This window comes from Streptomyces sp. NPDC002328 (genome assembly GCF_042890065.1).
Taxonomy (GTDB): Bacteria; Actinomycetota; Actinomycetes; order Streptomycetales; family Streptomycetaceae; genus Streptomyces.
Genome location: NZ_JBIARQ010000007.1, coordinates 349818 through 366314 on the forward strand (window position 1 = coordinate 349818; position 16497 = coordinate 366314).

The window sequence follows — 16497 nt, forward strand, 5'->3', positions numbered from 1 at the left end:
TCCCCTTCGGCCACCCATGTCCCGGGGGTGTCCGGAAGTCGCCCGCCGATGAGCTTTCGTGCGGCGTGCCGCGCGGGAGAAGAATCTACCGGTGCGCGGCCCGTGGGGCGTTCATGACGCTCCCCCGGGCACGGCGTACCGAGGGGCGGACCGGGACAGGCCCAGGTGCTCGCGCAGCGTGCTGCCCGGGTAGAAGGTGCGGAACAGTCCGCGGTGCTGGAGCAGCGCCACCGTGCCGTTGACGAGTCGTTCCAGATCGCGGCGCGGTTCGACGGGGGTCAGATGGAAGCCGTCGGCGGCGCCGTCCTGGTGCCAGGTCCTGATCAGGTCGGCCAGGTCGACGGGGCCGCCCCGGTAGAGCGGGCCCCGGGCGCTCTGCCGGGGGCCGCCTCCGCCGTGGCCCGGTTCGGCGGCGTGCTCGCCGTCCCCGAGGTCGATCAAGAGGGCGGCCAGGACGCGCAGGGAGCCCGGGTCGCGCCCCGACTCCCGCGCCGCCGCACGCAGTTCGTCCCGTACGGCACGGGCCTGGGCGGAGTTCGCCGCCCGCACCAGGGCGACGTCGGCGTACCGGGCGGCGACGGCGCGGGCGTGCCCCTCGGTCGCGTCGATCACCCGCACGGGACGGCCCCGTTCGGTGTCGCCCTCCCCGCCTTCCCACAACTCCGCGTCGGCGTAGGCCGGTTCCTCCGTCTCCCGCCATAGTGCCGTCGGCGGCGCGGCGGGGCCGCGGTCGGCGAGGCGGGCCTCGTCCTCGGCGGCGGCCACCTCGATCCACCGTCCGGCCCTGCCCCGGCTGACCCGGTCGAGCGCGGCGACGGCGGCGACGGCGGCCCGGACGCGGGCGGGCCCGGTGTGCGCGACGGCGACCGTCGGCACCAGTCCGACGCGGTGCGTGACGGCCGCCGCCCGGGACAGCACGGCCGGCGCGTCCGGGCCGGAACCGCCAGGACCGCCAGGACCGCCAGCGCCGCCAGGACCATCAGAGCCGCCGGGGCCGGCGGAGCCGACAGAGCCGGCAGAGCCGCCGCGGCCGTGGGAGCCGTCGTCCAGCGTCACGAAGTCGAGCCCGCCGCGCTCGGCGAGCCGCACCAGCTCGACGTGACGGCCGATGTCGTCCACCCTCGGCTGGTCGACGGCGGCGGCCAGGTGCAGCAGGCCGCGGCCGGGCGAGGAAGTCATCTCGGAGCACCCCTTTTTCCGGATGTCGGTCGGTGGGAGGTCATGCGGCGGCGCTCTGGCCGAGGGCGCGCAGGAAGGTCAGCGCGGCCCGCGCGGTGGCGTCGTTCTGCCGGAACGCGGGCCCGCCCGTTCGCGGCCGGGTGAACGCGCCCGGCGTCCGGCCGTCGGTGTGCGGTCCGAGCGCGAAACGCCGAGGGTGCGGCCGGCCGGCCCGGTCGAGGATCCGTCCGTCGGCGCGGTCCACCCGCAGCAGCCCGTCGGGCGTCTCGGCGGCCCCGTCCTCGTGCAGCGCGCGCAGCAGCGGATCGCGGGCGCGCCGCACCGTCGGCTCGGGCAGCCTGGCCTCCACCAGCGCCCGCGCCTCCACGACGGCCCCCGGCACCGTGGGGCTGGACGCCCGGAACACCCCATCCTCGGCCCGTACGGCCATGTCCGCGCCGACGAACTTGAGCACCCCCGCCCGTGACAGCGCGAGCAGTTGCCGCAGCCGGGGGCCGGGCGGACCGGAGGCCAGATAGCTGAAGAACCCGTGCCACCACGACCCGATGTCCCCGAGCCGCACCAACTGCCCGTAGACGGACAGCAGGGCGAGGAAGACGGCCAGGTCGGTGCTGTGCGCGGGGTCGTGACGGCGGCTCAGGTCGCGCTCGACGTACTCCCGCAGCGCCTCCTGGAACTCCTCGGAGGACGCGTGGCGCACCCCGTCCAACGGCCGGTCGAGCGCGTCCAGGTCGAGCCGGTCGCGCGGGTCGGGCACCGCCGACGCGACGAGCGCCTCCCGCTCGACGGTCCCGTCGGCCGCGGCGTACTTCTCCTCGAAGTCACTCCAGGCGACGGTCGTCCGCTCCGGGTGGGCCGTGAAGAGCCGGTGGTAGTGAGCGAACCCCAACTCCTTCTCCACCAGCGGCCACACGTCCCGCCGGAAGTCGAACCCACCGGGTCTGGCGAGCAGTTCGTCGATCTCGGCGGGCCCGAGGAACCGGGGCACCGGGGGCCGCTCCCCGGTCCAGTCGTAGCCGATCTTCGCGTGGTACGGCACCCCGCGCCGGGAGCCGACGTACAGCACCGGCTCCCGCCCCGAGGGGACGTAGGCGTCCCCCTCGTACCGTCCGCCGCGGCCCTCGGTGAGCAGCACCATCAGGTCGACGAAGGCGAGCCCGAAGCCGCGCACCAGGACGGGTTCGCCGGGCCGCAGTGCGGACAGGTCGCTGTCGGCGGTGAAGTCGGGCGGCAGATGGGTGAGTTCGTGCTGGCGCGCGTACGACGCCAACGCGCTCTGTTCGTCGTCGAGTTCGGCGTCGAGATGGCCGAGGGCGAGGACGACGAGGTCGGCGAGGAGCGGCCGGGGCCGGCCCTCCAGCCAGACCTGCTGGCGTCCCTCGCGCGGTCCGCCGATCCTGAGGGCGCGCCGCGGGTGGTGGTGGACGGTGACCTCGGGGGGCAGGTCGGCGACGGCCTGCTCGTGCACCCAGCGCAGATAGGAGCCCTGGAGCTGCCGGTCGGCGAAGAGCCGTCCGTCGACGCCGGCCCATTCGTGCAGGGTGGGCCCGGGGCGCACGGGTCCGGCCATGTCCACGGTCTCGTCGGTGAACATGGTGACGTCCTCGGCGTGCGAGTTCATCCACAGCAGCGGTGACTGCGCGGCCCGCCAGATGCGTCCCGCGCCCGGCGGATGCGGGTCGACGAGATGGATGTCGAGGCCCGAACCGGCGTACAGCTCGGGCGCGTTGGCGGCGATCCGCTCGATGAGTCCGGTCCCCCGCGGTCCGGCTCCGACGATCACCAGCGAGTGCCTCATCGGGTGGTTCCGGGAGACGGGAGGAAGGTGTCTGAGGACATGCGAAGGCTCCGTGACAGCGAGTCGGACGGGTGTCCCTCCCGCTCGGACGGAGCCGAGGACGGTGAGGGCGGGTGCCTTCACACCGATGCGCCGCGCGGCGCGATACGGCCGAGCCCCTCAGCAGGGCCGTGCCCCGAGACTACGGCGGCGTTTCCCCTCACTGTCAAGGCTGTCCACACTGTGAGCCGTAGATCTCAATTCGTTGACGGGACATCGGATGCCTGTTCCACTTGGCCCATGCATCCGCAGCAGTGGCTGGTCACCCGCTCCCACATCGACTTCGGTCGAGTGTGGTCCTGTTCCTGTTGAGCCGACCACCTGCCGCCCTGGTCCCTGGGCGCCGGCCGCGCATTCCCGCCTGAGCACTCCCCTTCTCTGGCCTCCTTCTCGCCTTTTCTCGCCTTCACCCGCGCCTTCCCCTCCCTCAGCGCTTCCCTCACCGACCCGGGCCCGCCCCGCCGGCGGACGGACCCGAGCCACCTCAGCAGTCGCAGCCGCAGCCGTCACAACCGCAGTTGTCGCAGCAGTTCCCGCAACAGTCACAGCAGTCGCAGCAATCGGAGCAGTCGTCGCAGCGCCGGCAGAAGCCGTCCTTGGGTTCCCGCGTCCACGGGTCCTCGTACTCGCCGCAGCACATCTGGCACGTACAGGCGAGGCCCGCCCAGACCAGGCACCCGGCGAGAAGGCCGCGCCGGTCGCGGCGCGGCGGCTCCGGCGGCGACGGCGGTGCGCCGGGCCCGCCCGGCGCGAACGGATTGCCCGGCGGCGGGCCGTGCCGCCCCGTCGCGTGAGCGTGTCCGCACGAGGCCGTGCCGAAGGCGCGGTCGACGGAGCCGCGCAACTCGTGCACCAGCAGCACATGGGCCAACTTCGCCTCGGCGTCGTGCTGTTGCGGGGACTTCCCGCCCGCCCAGGCGACCTCGCGCAGCGCGAGGCGGATCCCGTGCACGGCGTCGTCGGCGAGCCGGCGCGCCTCCGGCAGGGAGGTGCCGGTCGCGGTGAGCGGGTTCCAGGCGCCCGACGCGGCGTCGGCCTCCCGGTCCTCGACGGCGTCCAGCAGATGGGCGAGCCGCCCGAAGAGCCGGCCGGCCTCGGCGAGCGGCTCGGCGTTGCCCGGCCGGCCCGCCAGCACGGCGGTGTGCGCGAAGGCCGCCGCGGTGGCCGTCTCGGTCGGCTCGGTGACGGTCAGCAGCGGCGTCCCGGCCCCGGCGAGCGCCTCGATGCCGAGCTGCCGGTCCACCGCGTCGACGAGCACGGCCGTGTCGAACCCGACGGCGGATCCGGTACGGGCCCCCGCCGCGCCCCAGCCCGCGGCCACCCGGCGCGCCGCCGAGGCCACCGGACGGCGGGCCAGCAGCCCGTCCCCGTCGGCCACATGGTCGCGCACCTTCGCGGCGGCCAGCACCAGGGAGACGGCCGCCGCGAGCCGCGCGCCCTCACCCTGCGTCACGGACGCGGTGCGCATCCCCCGCAGCGGGCAGGGCCCCGCCGTACGCCGCGAGCCCTCGCCCCGCTCGGCCTGAGCCTCCGTCAGGACCGATATCAGCAGTCCGTCGTAGTTGGTGACGACCCGGGCGAACTGCCCGTGGTCCTTGCGCAGCGCGAGGCAGAGCCCGCACAGATGCGCCATCCACTGCCTGCTGAGCCCCTCACCGAGCCGGTGCCGGCAGGGCCTGACGATTCCGAACACGATCGATCCCCCATGATCCGTGCGACGTTGAACTGCCGCGACGTGCGGCATCGTAGCCGCGGACCGTCGTGCGGCAACGGCTCGCCCGGTTCACCCGTACGCCCTACTCGTCACCCGGACGCCGAGAAGAATCATATTTCACTCTCAGTCAGCACCTGTGTACGGCAGGACCCTTGGGGCACTTGGACTCTCGACGGATCGGCTGTGCACCAGTACCGTCACAAACCCCCCGCGCGGCGTCTATCCACTTGGCGCGACATCCGCATCATGGACGACCATGGGGAATGCGGAAGGCAAGAATGACCGCAGTGAGAGGAGGCGTCCATGGGATCGGTACGCAAGGCGAGTGCCTGGCTTGGCCTCGTCGACGACAACGATGACGAGCGTTACTACGACGACGACTATTCCGAGGGGACCGACTCCGGAGACGCCTGGGTCACCGACCCGCGGGTGAAGGTCGCCACCGACTCGGCCGAGGAGAGAGGCCGTCGGATCGGCACCGTCACCCCGGACAGCTTCCGGGACGCGCGGGCGATCGGCGAGCTGTTCCGCGAGGGCGTCCCGGTCATCATGAACCTCACGGCCATGGAGCCCGCCGACGCCAAGCGCGTCGTCGACTTCGCGGCCGGCCTGATCTTCGGGTTGCGCGGCTCGATCGACCGGGTCTCCAACCGGGTGTTCCTGCTGACCCCCGCCAACACCGAGATCATCAACGGGGATCCGGCGGCGCGCCGGTCCGACGGATTCTTCAACCAGAGCTGAGGCAGGGCCGCTCGCCGGCCCTGCCCCCTCCGGGGTCAGCGGAAGGCGTCGAGTCCGGTGAGCGCCTTGCCCAGCACGAGCTGGTGCATCTCGGTGGTGCCCTCGTAGGTGAGCACCGACTCCAGGTTGGTCGCGTGCCGCATGACGGGGTACTCCAGGGAGATCCCGTTGGCCCCGAGGATCGTCCGCGCCGTACGGCAGATCTCGATGGCCTCGCGCACGTTGTTCAGCTTGCCGAAGCTGACCTGCTCGGGGCGGAGCCGGCCGGCGTCCATGCGCCGCCCCAGATGATGGGCGAGCAGGATCCCCTTGTGCAGCTCGACCGCCATGTCGGCGAGCTTGGCCTGGGTGAGCTGGAAGCCCCCGATCGGCCGTCCGAACTGCTCCCGCGTCCTCGCGTAGTCGAGCGCGGTCTCGAAGCAGGACCGCGCGGCTCCCATGGCTCCCCACACGATCCCGTACCGGGCGTGCGACAGACAGCTGAGCGGGCCCTTCAGCCCCACGACCTCCGGCAGCACGGCGTCGGCGGGCAGCCGTACGTCGTCGAGCACGAGCTCGCTGGTGACGCTGGCCCGCAGCGACCACTTGTGCTTGATCTCGGGCGCGGAGAATCCGGCGGTGTCGGTGGGGACGACGAATCCGCGGATGCCTTCCTCGGTGTGCGCCCACACCACGGCGACGCCGGCCACGGACCCGTTGGTGATCCACATCTTGCGGCCGTTGAGGATCCAGTCGTCGCCGTCCTTCTTGGCGTGGGTCCGCATGGAGGCGGGGTCGGATCCGTGATCGGGCTCGGTCAGCCCGAAGCAGCCGATGACCTCGCCGGCGGCCATGCGGGGCAGCCAGGTCTGCTTCTGCTCCTCGCTGCCGAAGCGGTGGACGGCGTACATCGCGAGCGAGCCCTGTACGGAGACGAGCGAGCGGATGCCGGAGTCGGCGGCCTCCAGCTCGAGGCAGGCCAGCCCGTACTGCACGGCGCTGGCGCCGGCGCAGCCGTATCCCTGGAGCGGCATCCCGAGCGCCCCGATCGCGCCGAGCTCACGGGCCAGCTCCCGGATCCCGGGCAGCTCCCCCTTCTCGTACCACTCGGCGACATGCGGCAGCACCCGGTCCCGGGCCCAGGCCCGCACGGTGTCCCGAACGGCCAGGTCCTCGACGCTCAACAACTCGTCGACACCCAGAAAATCCGCAGGATCGAACGCCACGACGCCACCTCCACAACCCAAAAAAACTAACACCGCTAGTCTCCCCACCCCCACACCCCCCGTCCACCACCGATGAAAAGGTGAACGTCTCGTCGGCGAGCCCACAACACCGTCGGCGCACCCCCCACCCGCAGCCGCCGACGGCGAACGCGCCCCGCAGGTCAGTCAGCGCAGCGAGACCTTCGGCTCTGAGACCTCCCGAGGCCCCGGCACCTCCACCGAAGGCACCTCACACTGCATCGCCCGCGGCAACCGCAACGCCATCACCGCCCCCAGCAACAACAACCCCGCACTCACGAGCAACGTGACATGCAGCCCGTGCACGAAACAGTCCCGCGCGGTCCGCCGCAGAACATCCCCCGCCGGCCCCCCGAGCCGCCCGGCCACCTCGTACGCCTCCCCCAGCGAACGCCCCGCCGCAGCGGAGGCCGCGGTCGGCACCCCGGGCACCGACGACAACCCCGGCGCGTACGCCGCGTTCATCACGCTGCCCAGCAGCGCGATCCCGATCCCGGCCCCCAGCTGGTAGGAGGTCTCACCGATCGCCGCCGCACCCCCCGCCTGCTCCGGCGGAGCCTCGCTCAGCATCGACTCGTACGCCGCGAACAGCGTCGTCTCCAGCCCGAACCCGAGCAGCACGAACCCGAGCAGCATCAGCGCCGGGTTGTCCGCCTCGCCCATCGCGGTGAGCGTCACCACGGCCGCCGCCGTGAGACAGAACCCCCCGCACACCATCCGCCGCGGCCCGAACCGCCGCAGCAGCCGCGCCCCGGCGAGCCCCGCCGCCATCGCGGCGAAGGTCAGCGGCAGCAGCCGCAGCCCCGTCTCCAGCGGGGACAGCCCCAGCACCAGTTGCAGATACTGCGCGGCGATCAGCTCCAGACCCACCAGCGCCAGCATGGCCAGCACGATGCACCCCACCGAGGTGCTGAACGCCGGCCGCGCGAACATCCGCAGGTCCACCAGAGGGTGCTTCCGCCGTCGCTGACGCCGTACGAACAGCGCGACCAGCGCCGCACCCACCGCCAGCGGCACCACGGTCAGCGGGCCCAGCTCCCCGCCGCCGAGCCGCTTCACGCCGAGCACCAGGCCGAACAGTCCGGCCGCCGCCATCAGCGCGCCCACGACGTCCCACGGCCCGTCCCCCGCGCCGCGCGACTCGGGCAGCAGCAGCCGGCCGACCGGCAGGCTGATCAGCATCAGCGGGATGTTGACGAGGAAGACCGAGCCCCACCAGAAGTGCTCCAGCAGGAAGCCGCCGAGCAGCGGTCCGACGGCCGCGCCGACCGCGGCCACCGCGCTCCAGACACCGATCGCGAGCGCCCGTTCCCGCCGGTCGGGGAAGACCTGCCGCAGGATGGACAGCGTCGCGGGCATGATCATCGCGCCGCCGACGCCGAGCAGCGCCCGCGCGACGATGAGCATCTCGGCGGTCCCGGCGAACGCCGCCATCGCGGAGGCGACGCCGAACAGCGCGTAGCCGAGCAGCAGGACCCGTCTGCGGCCGACCTTGTCGCCGAGCGTGCCGAACAGGATCAGCAGCGAGGCGCAGACCAGCGGGTAGGTGTCGACGATCCAGAGCAGCTCGATCGCGCCGGGCCGCAGGTCCTCGGTGACCGCCGGCACCGCGACGTGCAGCACGGTCGCGTCGACGGCGACCAGGAGCAGGCTGACACAGAGCACCAGGAGCACGACCCAGCGGTTGGCACCGGCCCCGGCCGCCCGGCGGCGCAGCCCGACGGCAGCCGCGGTCGTCCCGGACATGTACGTACCTCCCAGGTGTTTCCTCGGATTCGGCGGGCTCGCGGAGCGGGGACTCCCGCGACTCGGCCGGAGAGGAGCGGTGGTCTCCGGCCCGCGCAACGAACGACGAGTGATTGGCAGCGTACGCGAGTTCGCGCGTCGGCCACGTGGCGGACCTCTCACAGTCAGCGGCAACCTGTGTGGTGTACGCCACGTAGTTCACCGGCCTGTGCGCCCCGGCGCACTCTCCGCTTGCGTGCCCGGTCGATAATCGGGCCCGTGACCGATCTCGACGCTCCCGTGACCGAGGATCGTGCGGCGAGGACGGCGTCCGCCGGCTCGACGTCCGCCGGCCCGGCGACCCTGCGCCGAGCGGCCCCGGCCCTCCTCGGGTACGCGGCCGTGCGGGCCCTCGGCCTGCTCGCGCTCGCCGTGTGGAGCGCCGCGCGCGACAAGAGCGCGTACACGCTGCTGACGGCCCGCTGGGACTCCCTGTGGTACACGCGGGTCGCCGAGCTGGGGTACGGCTACGAGGTACGGCTGCCGAACGGCGACGTGCACTCCAACCTGGCCTTCTTCCCGCTGCTGCCGTGGCTGGAGCGGCTGCTGCACACGACGACGCCGCTGTCGTACGCGGCCGCCGGTTTCGTCGTCTCGCTGCTCGCCTCGCTCGCCGCGGCCTGGGGGATCTTCGCGGTCGCCGACCATGTGTACGGCCCCACGCACGGCCGTCGGGCCGGGGTGTGCGCGGTGCTGCTGTGGGCGGTGCTGCCGGTCGGGATCGTGCAGTCGATGGCGTACAGCGAGTCGCTGTTCACGGCGCTGGCCGCGTGGTCGCTGTACGCGGTGCTCACCGGGCGGTGGGTGACCGCGGGCGTGCTGGCCTCGCTGGCCGGGCTGACCCGGCCGGTGGGGCTCGCGGTGGTGGCGGCGGTATGGGTGGCCGGCACGGTCTCGTTCGTGCGGGAGCGCGGCACAGCCGCTCCCGGCGGGCGCGCGCGTGCCGTGCGGCGCGCCCTCGGGCTCCTCCTCGCGCCTCTCGGCACCGCCGGTTACGTCCTGTGGGTGGGCCACCGCACCGGCGGGGGCCTGCTCGGCTATCTCGACGTCCAGGCGGGCTGGCGCAACGGCTTCGACGGCGGCTACGCCTTCGCCCGCTTCGTCGCCGACAAGTTCACGTCGTTCCCGTCGGCCCTCGCCGGGGTCGGTCTGGTCGTCGGCGTCGCGCTGCTGATCCGGCTCTACGTCGTCTGCGTCCGGCAGGGCCAGCCGTGGCCCCTGCTGACGTACACGGGCGTGGTCCTCGCGCTGGCGCTCTGCGCGTCGAGCTACTTCGGTTCGAAGCCGCGGCTGCTGCTGCCCGCGTTCCCGCTGCTGTTCCCGCTCGCCCTGGCCCTCGTCCGGCTGCGGACGCGGCGATCGGCGCTGGTGGTCGGCGGTGCGGCGGTGGCGGCGGCCGTGTACGGCGCGTGGTGGCTGAACGGATCCGGTCCGCCGTGACACGGCGATCGATCAGCGTATTCATAAGTTTCCTAAAACAACCCTTCAGAACGATCAAAAGAATTGAAGGGCATGAACGCCCGGGATTACGGATTCCGTAGGAATATCAGCCCCGCTGAGAGCAATCCCACATCACATCGTCATCACAAACCCGTGGAATCGGCCGGGAACTGAGATCACTCGCTGTAACGTCGATTGGGTGCGTACCGAACCAACCCTCACCCGTCTGGACCGGGTGTTCGCCAGGCTCGACCGAGAGCCGGAACGACCGTCCCACATCGATGTGCCGAAGATGAGCCGGCACCGGGTCGTGCTGTTCGCGGCGACCCTGGCCTTCTACCTGGCCATCGTGTGGCTCGTGGTGATCACGTCGTGGCTGGTCCGCCTCGACTGGCAGGTCATGTTCTTCCGGCCGTACCAGCAGTGGCCGGGGATCCACTGGTTCGTCGACTACTACGTGGTCCTCGGACAGCGCGGCCCGACCGCGGTGATGGTCGCCGCCTGGCTCGGCTGGAGATCATGGCGGCAGCACACCCTGCGTCCGCTGCTCACGCTGGGCGCCTCGCTGCTCCTGCTCAACATCACCGTGGGCGCCGCCAAGATCGGCATGGGCCGTCTCGGGCCGCACTACGCCACCGCCATCGGCGCCAACGAGATGGGTCTGGGCGGCGATATATTTCCCAGCGGCCACACCGCCAACGCGGTCGTGACCTGGGGAATCCTGGCGTATCTGGCCTCCACCCCGAGAGCCCGCCGCTGGCTGTCCGCGCTCTCCGCGGTGACCTCGCTCGGCGTCGGACTGGCCACCGTCTACCTCGGCACCCACTGGCTGAGCGACGTGGTCCTGGGCTGGGCCGCGGGGCTGCTGATCCTGCTGGCGCTGCCCTGGTTCGAGCCGCTGATCGCCCGCGCCGAGGTCCGGATCTTCGAGCTGCGCGAACGCTGGCGCGCCCGCCAGAGCGGCGCTCTGCCCGCGCCGACGCCGGTCCCGGTGTCCGTGCCGATCACGACGCGCAGCACGCCCCCGGGCGAGACCCCGGTGGCCTGCGAGGTCTCGGGGCCGGCCCGTTCTCCCAGGTCGACGCTGCATCTCACGACGGGCCCGCACGGGACGCGCTCGGAGCGCCCCCCGTTCGCCCCGGTCGGCAGCCGCCGCCCACCGCACGCCGACCGGCTGCCACGCGGCGCAACCACCTCGGCAGCCCACCCCGCCACCGGCAGCTGACCGCCGACTGACCGTCCGACGCGAGCCACAGGTACGCACCCTCCGGCCCGCGCTCTCCGGCCCACGCTCGCGTCTCGCCCGCCCGCGCACGAAGGCCCCGGCTCCTGAACCTCACGTCTCAGGAGCCGGGGCCTTCGCCGTTCGTCGCCGGCGGGGGGCCGGGGGCTGGGGGCCGGGGGTCAGCCCTTCCAGGAGCGGGTCACTCGGCCGCCGTCCACCTCGAAGTTCAGTCGGCCCTCGCGGTACTCCATGGTGACGATCGTGCCGGGCGCCAGTGAGCGCACCGTCGACCACCCCCGTTCGCGGGCGAGCCGCTCGGCGCGCTCGGCGTCGAGGCCGACGTACCCGTCCGGGCTGTCCTGGGGCTCCGCGGGCGGAGTGGGATTCGGTGCCATACCGCCACGCTAGGCGGAGCGCGCCCTCCCGGGAACCCCGAACCGGAGATGTGGATCACTCCGGTCACACTTCTGTCACAGGACCATGACACACGTTTAGGACTCCGGGAAACGACTTCCGGCGCGGTGACGTGTCACACGTACGAGCGGTTTCCTGCATCTTTCGCGCGCATTCGAACGTAATTCCCGCGTGTCGTCCCCGCTCCCCTGAAAACCCGGCGGAAAGTGCCCGGAGAACCGTCCCCGGAGCCCGTTCCATTCCCATTCCGCAGGGCCTCGCGGAGCCTTCTCACCATAGGAAATGCACGGCTCCCCCACACGTCCTCCGTACGCCCCCTGTCGGAGCGGGCCGCCGCGCGAGCATCATGACGAGAGCTCGCGCGCACCCGTGCGGCGCGGGCGTCAGCGGGCCCGGGGCGCGACGAGCGAAGGGGCGAGCGAGCGATGGGGACGCAGACCGTGGCGGTCACGGCACGGACCACCGGGGCGAGGCGGCGCGGCCGGGTGGTCGTGGACTGGCTCACCACCACCGACCACAAGAAGATCGGACACCTCTACCTGATCACGTCGTTCGCGTTCTTCCTCGTCGGCGGGGCGATGGCGCTGATCATGCGGGCCGAACTGGCCCGCCCGGGGCTCCAGATCGTGGACAACAACCAGTTCAACCAGCTGTTCACGATGCACGGCACGATCATGCTGCTGCTGTTCGCCACTCCGACCTTCGCGGGCTTCGCCAACGAGCTGATGCCGCTCCAGATCGGCGCACCCGACGTGGCCTTCCCCCGGCTGAACATGCTGTCGTACTGGCTGTTCCTGTTCGGCGGGCTGATCGTGCTGGGCTCGCTGCTGATCCCGGACGGGCCCGCCGCCTTCGGCTGGTTCGCTTACGCGCCGCTCAACGACGCGGCGTACTCCCCCGGCCTCGGCCCCGATCTGTGGATCATGGGCCTGGCGCTGGCCGGCTTCGGGACGATCCTCGGCGCGGTCAACTTCGTCACCACCATCATCGGGATGCGCGCGCCCGGCATGACGATGTTCCGGATGCCGATCTTCACCTGGAACACCCTGTTCACGTCGATCCTGATCCTGATGGCGTTCCCGGTGCTGGCGGCCGCCCTGCTGGTGCTGGAGGCGGACCGGCGGTTCGGCTCGCAGGTGTTCGAGGCGGCCAACGGCGGGGCGCTGCTGTGGCAGCACCTGTTCTGGTTCTTCGGCCATCCCGAGGTGTACATCATCGCGCTGCCGTTCTTCGGGATCATCACGGAGATCATCCCGGTCTTCAGCCGCAAGCCGATCTTCGGCTATCTGACGCTGGTCGGGGCGACGATGGCGATCACCGGTCTGTCGGTGGTGGTGTGGGCGCACCACATGTTCGCGACCGGCGCGGTGCTGCTGCCGTTCTTCTCCTTCATGTCGTTCCTGATCGCGGTGCCGACCGGGGTGAAGTTCTTCAACTGGTCCGGGACCATGCTCAAGGGCTCCGTGTCCTTCGAGACGCCGATGCTGTGGGCGGTGGGCTTCCTGGTGACGTTCCTGTTCGGCGGGCTGACCGGGGTGATCCTGGCCTCGCCGCCGATGGACTTCCACGTCACCGACTCGTACTTCGTGGTGGCGCACTTCCACTACGTCGTCTTCGGCACCGTCGTCTTCGCGATCTTCGCCGGGTTCTTCTTCTGGTGGCCCAAGTTCACCGGCAAGCTGCTCGACGAGCGGCTCGGCAAGATCCAGTTCTGGACGCTGTTCGTCGGCTTCCACACCACGTTCCTGGTGCAGCACTGGCTGGGCGCGGAGGGCATGCCGCGCCGCTACGCCGACTATCTGGCCGCGGACGGCTTCACCGCCCTCAACACCGTCTCCACCATCGGCTCCTTCCTGCTCGGCCTGTCGACGCTGCCGTTCCTCTACAACGTCTGGAGGACCGCCCGGTACGGCCGCAAGGTCGAGGTCGACGACCCCTGGGGCTTCGGCCGCTCCCTGGAGTGGGCGACGTCCTGTCCGCCGCCCCGTCACAACTTCCACGCGCTGCCCCGGATCCGCTCGGAGTCCCCGGCGTTCGACCTGAACCACCCGGAGTACGCGGCGCAGATCCCGCAGCCCGAGCCGAAGAAGCATCAGGCGGGCCACTGAGCCGCGCGGGACGCCCCGGCCCCGCCCGGTCCGGGCAACCGGGGTGGGGCCGGGGCGTGAGCGGCCCTCAGAAGGCCAGGCGCAGGCCCGGCATGATCAGGTCGGGGTTCGCGCCGACGGCGTCCTTGTTGGCGGCGTAGAGCCGCTGCCAGGTGGTGCCGTTGCCGGCGGCGATGGTGCTGAGCGTGTCGCCCTCGCGGACGGTGTAGTCGCCGCGGGAGCTGTCGCGGCTGCTGTGGCCCGAGCCGGCCGAACGCTCCACCGAGCCGCTCGCGGCCGAGGACTTCTTCGACGAGCCGGTCGACGACTTCTTCGACGAGCCGGACGACGACTTCTTGGACGAGCCGGTCGACTTGGAGCCGTAGGACTTGGACGTCGACGAGCCCGAGTCGGCCGAGGCGGAGCCGCCCGAGGGAGCGCTCCCGGACGCCCCGGCGCGCGCCGAGCAGGTCGGCCACGCGCCCCACCCCTGGGAGCGCTGCACCTTGGTGGCGACGGAGATCTGCTGGGACTTGCTGGCCTTGTCGGCGGTGGAGGCGTACTGCGCGCCGCCGAACGCCCGCCAGGTGGAGGCGGAGAACTGGAGTCCGCCGTAGTAGCCGTTGCCGGTGTTGATGTGCCAGTCGCCGCCACTCTCGCACTGGGCGATGCGGTCCCACACCCCGCTGTCCGCCGCCGCGGCGTTGCCGGTCGCGGCCAGCAGGCCGAGCGGGGCGAGCAGCGCCGCCCCGGCGATGACCGCCGTCGTCCGCGCCTTGCCGGCGCCCGTACGGGCGGTGGAGCGGGTGGTGGAGCGGGTGTTATCGGCACATTCGGACATGTAGATCCCTCTCTGCGAACCCGGGTCTCCCCCCGAGCGGGGCGCGCCGTCCGCGCAAGGACGCGGTCGTCGCGCTCCGCCCTGTCCGCCGACGGTGGTGCTGCGCGGTGTGTTGCTCTGCGCGGTCGGCGGACGTTCCCGGGCGGTGCTGGCTGCACACGGCGGAGGAATCTATGGACTCTGACGGTTCGTTATCAACCAACTCCAGGTTGTCGCAGGCCAGTTGGCCATTACCGCAAGTAACACCCCCCATTGAACGCACTGATTGATCCGGCGATGTCGCCATTTGTCGGGCCAGCCACCTTGTTGATCTGTGTCCCACCTCACGGAACCAACTTCCGTTAGCATCTCGTTACTTGACGGTGAGTGTTCGATTCCGCACACCTCGTGACCGTGCGCGCAGGGCGGTTCGATTCCCTTCGCCGTGCAGCGTGACTCCCGCCACAGATCCGCCGTTGTCTTCTTCATGAGCCGGGGAGCATCCCGGCCCCGCCAACGCACCGCATTCCGAGGGAGCCACCCGTGCCGCGCATGCTCGACGTCAGCGACGAGGTACGCGCCGAGATCGGCGACGAAGAAGCCGACCGGCTGCTCGCCGGAGAGAACGCCCCGGGCAGTTACGACTGCACGTCCTGCCGCACCCCGGGCGACTCCGCGCACGAGCGCACCAGCACCGTCCTGTTCATCGGGGACGAGACCGCCGTCCTCGCCTTCGCCCACTCCACCTGCCTGCCCTCGCAGGTCGTCCAGGTCACCGAGGAGCAGCTCCAGGGCGCGGTCCGCTCCATCAGCGGCGACGCCGCCCCGGACCCCGCCAGGGTCGTGCCCGAGCAGGCCGTGCTCGGGGTCACCAGCGGACTCGTCCTGATCGCCGGGGAGTTGCACCCGGCCCTGGTCGTCGAGCCGACCGCGCCCATCGCGCGCCCCGGTGCCACCGGTCTCGGCGACGACTTCCTGCCGCTCCTCATCGAGCAGGGCTTCATGCCGCTGACCGAGCTGTCCGAGGCGCCGCCGGTGCAGCACGGCTGGTCCGTGCTGCTGGCGATGGGGCAGCTGCACGCTGTGCTCCAGCCCTCGGCCAACGGAGGCCAGCCGGTGGCCTGGTGGCAGGCGCACCAGCCGCTCCAGGTCACCGAGGGATGGCGGGCCGCCGCCAACAAGCACCAGCAGGTGCTGATGTTCGCGGCGCCGGTGGGCTCCATCGGGCGTCAGCCCCGGGAGGACCTGCTGCGGGACGCGCTGGACAAGGCCGCGGCGGCCGGCAAGCTCGTCGGCGCGGCCCTGCCGCTCGCGGGCACCTGAGCCCCGCCTGACGCACCCCGGCAGGCAACCGGGCGACGGAAGCCGGGGCCGGAAGCCGGGGGCGGGGGCGGAAGACGGGGGCGGGGGCGGAAGACGGGGGCGGGGGGGGGGGGGGGGGGGGGGGGGGGGGGGGGGGGGGGCGGCGGGGGGGGGGGGCCCCCGCCCCCCCCCGACGCGGGCCGTCCGGCCGCATCCCTTCCCGCGCCGGGTCGTTTGGACATACGTGCACACCTACGACGTTCCGCGCCGCCAGGCCTTCCAGCCGACCTCGACCGCCCGGCCGGACCAGGATCCCCAGGGCGGCCCCTCGGCCACGCCGATCTACGACGCGCTCTACGCCGAGTACGTCAAGTCGTTCCGCTCGCTGCCGGGTGACCGCAGCGGGGAGGAAGAGCTGGCGTTCACCGCCTTCGGGAACGTCCCGCACAGCACCGGGTCGTTCAGCAGCACGCTCGGCAACGCGTTCAGCGGCGGCTACAGCGCCTACAGCGCCGGCGCGCAGAGCGCGCGCAACGGGCTCGGGCAGCAGTCCCAGTGGCAGCGGGTCGGCCCGCTCACCCAGGTCGGCCGGCCGCAGGGGCAGACGGGGATGCAGCACATCCCGGCGGCCCTGCCGCCGGCCCGCCGGGGCTACTGAGCCACGGGAGTTCCCGACACGGCTGGAGGGCGGCGCCCCACCCCCGGGCGCCGCCCTCCAGCCGTCGCGTCA

Annotated in this window: 13 protein-coding genes; 6 read left to right on the top strand and 7 right to left on the bottom strand. The window is 72.1% G+C overall.

The window, feature by feature from the left end; genetic code table 11:
• Positions 1-111: 111 nt before the first annotated feature.
• From ACFYX4_RS20930 to ACFYX4_RS20940, 3 genes are all read right to left on the bottom strand, one after another.
• On the bottom strand, positions 112-1179 hold the full coding sequence (locus ACFYX4_RS20930; protein WP_389335075.1) for an LLM class flavin-dependent oxidoreductase: 1068 nt from the start codon (positions 1177-1179) through the stop codon (positions 112-114).
• Between the two features lie 40 nt (positions 1180-1219).
• The gene (locus ACFYX4_RS20935; protein ID WP_389335078.1) at positions 1220-2977 is read right to left on the bottom strand and encodes an FAD/NAD(P)-binding protein; all 1758 of its coding nucleotides are present in this window, start codon (positions 2975-2977) and stop codon (positions 1220-1222) included.
• Between the two features lie 523 nt (positions 2978-3500).
• Positions 3501-4709 carry a DUF5685 family protein gene (locus ACFYX4_RS20940; RefSeq protein ID WP_389335081.1) on the bottom strand — a complete coding sequence of 403 codons (1209 nt, stop codon included), beginning with the start codon at positions 4707-4709 and terminating at the stop codon, positions 3501-3503.
• Positions 4710-5033: 324 nt separating this feature from the next.
• On the opposite strand from ACFYX4_RS20940, the gene ACFYX4_RS20945 reads away from it, so the two are divergent.
• A complete protein-coding gene (locus ACFYX4_RS20945; RefSeq protein ID WP_389335084.1) occupies positions 5034-5471 on the top strand; it encodes a cell division protein SepF in 438 nt (145 codons plus the stop codon).
• Positions 5472-5506: 35 nt separating this feature from the next.
• Here ACFYX4_RS20945 and ACFYX4_RS20950 read toward each other — a convergent pair whose 3' ends face one another.
• Both ACFYX4_RS20950 and ACFYX4_RS20955 read right to left on the bottom strand, forming a co-directional pair.
• Positions 5507-6676 carry an acyl-CoA dehydrogenase family protein gene (locus ACFYX4_RS20950; RefSeq protein WP_389335087.1) on the bottom strand — a complete coding sequence of 390 codons (1170 nt, stop codon included), beginning with the start codon at positions 6674-6676 and terminating at the stop codon, positions 5507-5509.
• Between the two features lie 165 nt (positions 6677-6841).
• Positions 6842-8440: an MFS transporter gene (locus ACFYX4_RS20955; protein ID WP_389335090.1), complete on the bottom strand. Its 1599-nt coding sequence runs from the start codon at positions 8438-8440 to the stop codon at positions 6842-6844.
• A gap of 258 nt (positions 8441-8698) precedes the next feature.
• On the opposite strand from ACFYX4_RS20955, the gene ACFYX4_RS20960 reads away from it, so the two are divergent.
• Both ACFYX4_RS20960 and ACFYX4_RS20965 read left to right on the top strand, forming a co-directional pair.
• Positions 8699-9919, top strand: coding sequence for a mannosyltransferase family protein (locus ACFYX4_RS20960; RefSeq protein WP_389335093.1), 1221 nt, complete (start codon positions 8699-8701; stop codon positions 9917-9919).
• A gap of 199 nt (positions 9920-10118) precedes the next feature.
• Positions 10119-11144 (top strand): phosphatase PAP2 family protein, encoded by a 1026-nt coding sequence (locus ACFYX4_RS20965; protein WP_389335096.1) that lies wholly within the window; start codon positions 10119-10121, stop codon positions 11142-11144.
• A 179-nt stretch (positions 11145-11323) separates the two neighbouring features.
• On the opposite strand, the gene ACFYX4_RS20970 is transcribed toward ACFYX4_RS20965, so the two are convergent.
• Positions 11324-11539 carry an I78 family peptidase inhibitor gene (locus ACFYX4_RS20970; protein ID WP_389335099.1) on the bottom strand — a complete coding sequence of 72 codons (216 nt, stop codon included), beginning with the start codon at positions 11537-11539 and terminating at the stop codon, positions 11324-11326.
• Positions 11540-11983: 444 nt separating this feature from the next.
• Here ACFYX4_RS20970 and ctaD point away from each other — a divergent pair, with 444 nt between their 5' ends.
• Positions 11984-13666, top strand: a complete 1683-nt coding sequence (gene ctaD, locus ACFYX4_RS20975; protein WP_389335102.1) for a cytochrome c oxidase subunit I — start codon at positions 11984-11986, stop codon at positions 13664-13666.
• A 67-nt stretch (positions 13667-13733) separates the two neighbouring features.
• Here ctaD and ACFYX4_RS20980 read toward each other — a convergent pair whose 3' ends face one another.
• Positions 13734-14486, bottom strand: coding sequence for a transglycosylase family protein (locus ACFYX4_RS20980; RefSeq protein WP_389335104.1), 753 nt, complete (start codon positions 14484-14486; stop codon positions 13734-13736).
• Positions 14487-15008: 522 nt separating this feature from the next.
• Between ACFYX4_RS20980 and ACFYX4_RS20985 the strand changes: the two genes are divergently transcribed.
• Both ACFYX4_RS20985 and ACFYX4_RS20990 read left to right on the top strand, forming a co-directional pair.
• The gene (locus tag ACFYX4_RS20985; RefSeq protein ID WP_389335107.1) at positions 15009-15788 is read left to right on the top strand and encodes a hypothetical protein; all 780 of its coding nucleotides are present in this window, start codon (positions 15009-15011) and stop codon (positions 15786-15788) included.
• Positions 15789-16011: 223 nt separating this feature from the next.
• Positions 16012-16425 (top strand): hypothetical protein, encoded by a 414-nt coding sequence (locus ACFYX4_RS20990; RefSeq protein ID WP_389335109.1) that lies wholly within the window; start codon positions 16012-16014, stop codon positions 16423-16425.
• Positions 16426-16497 lie beyond the last annotated feature (72 nt).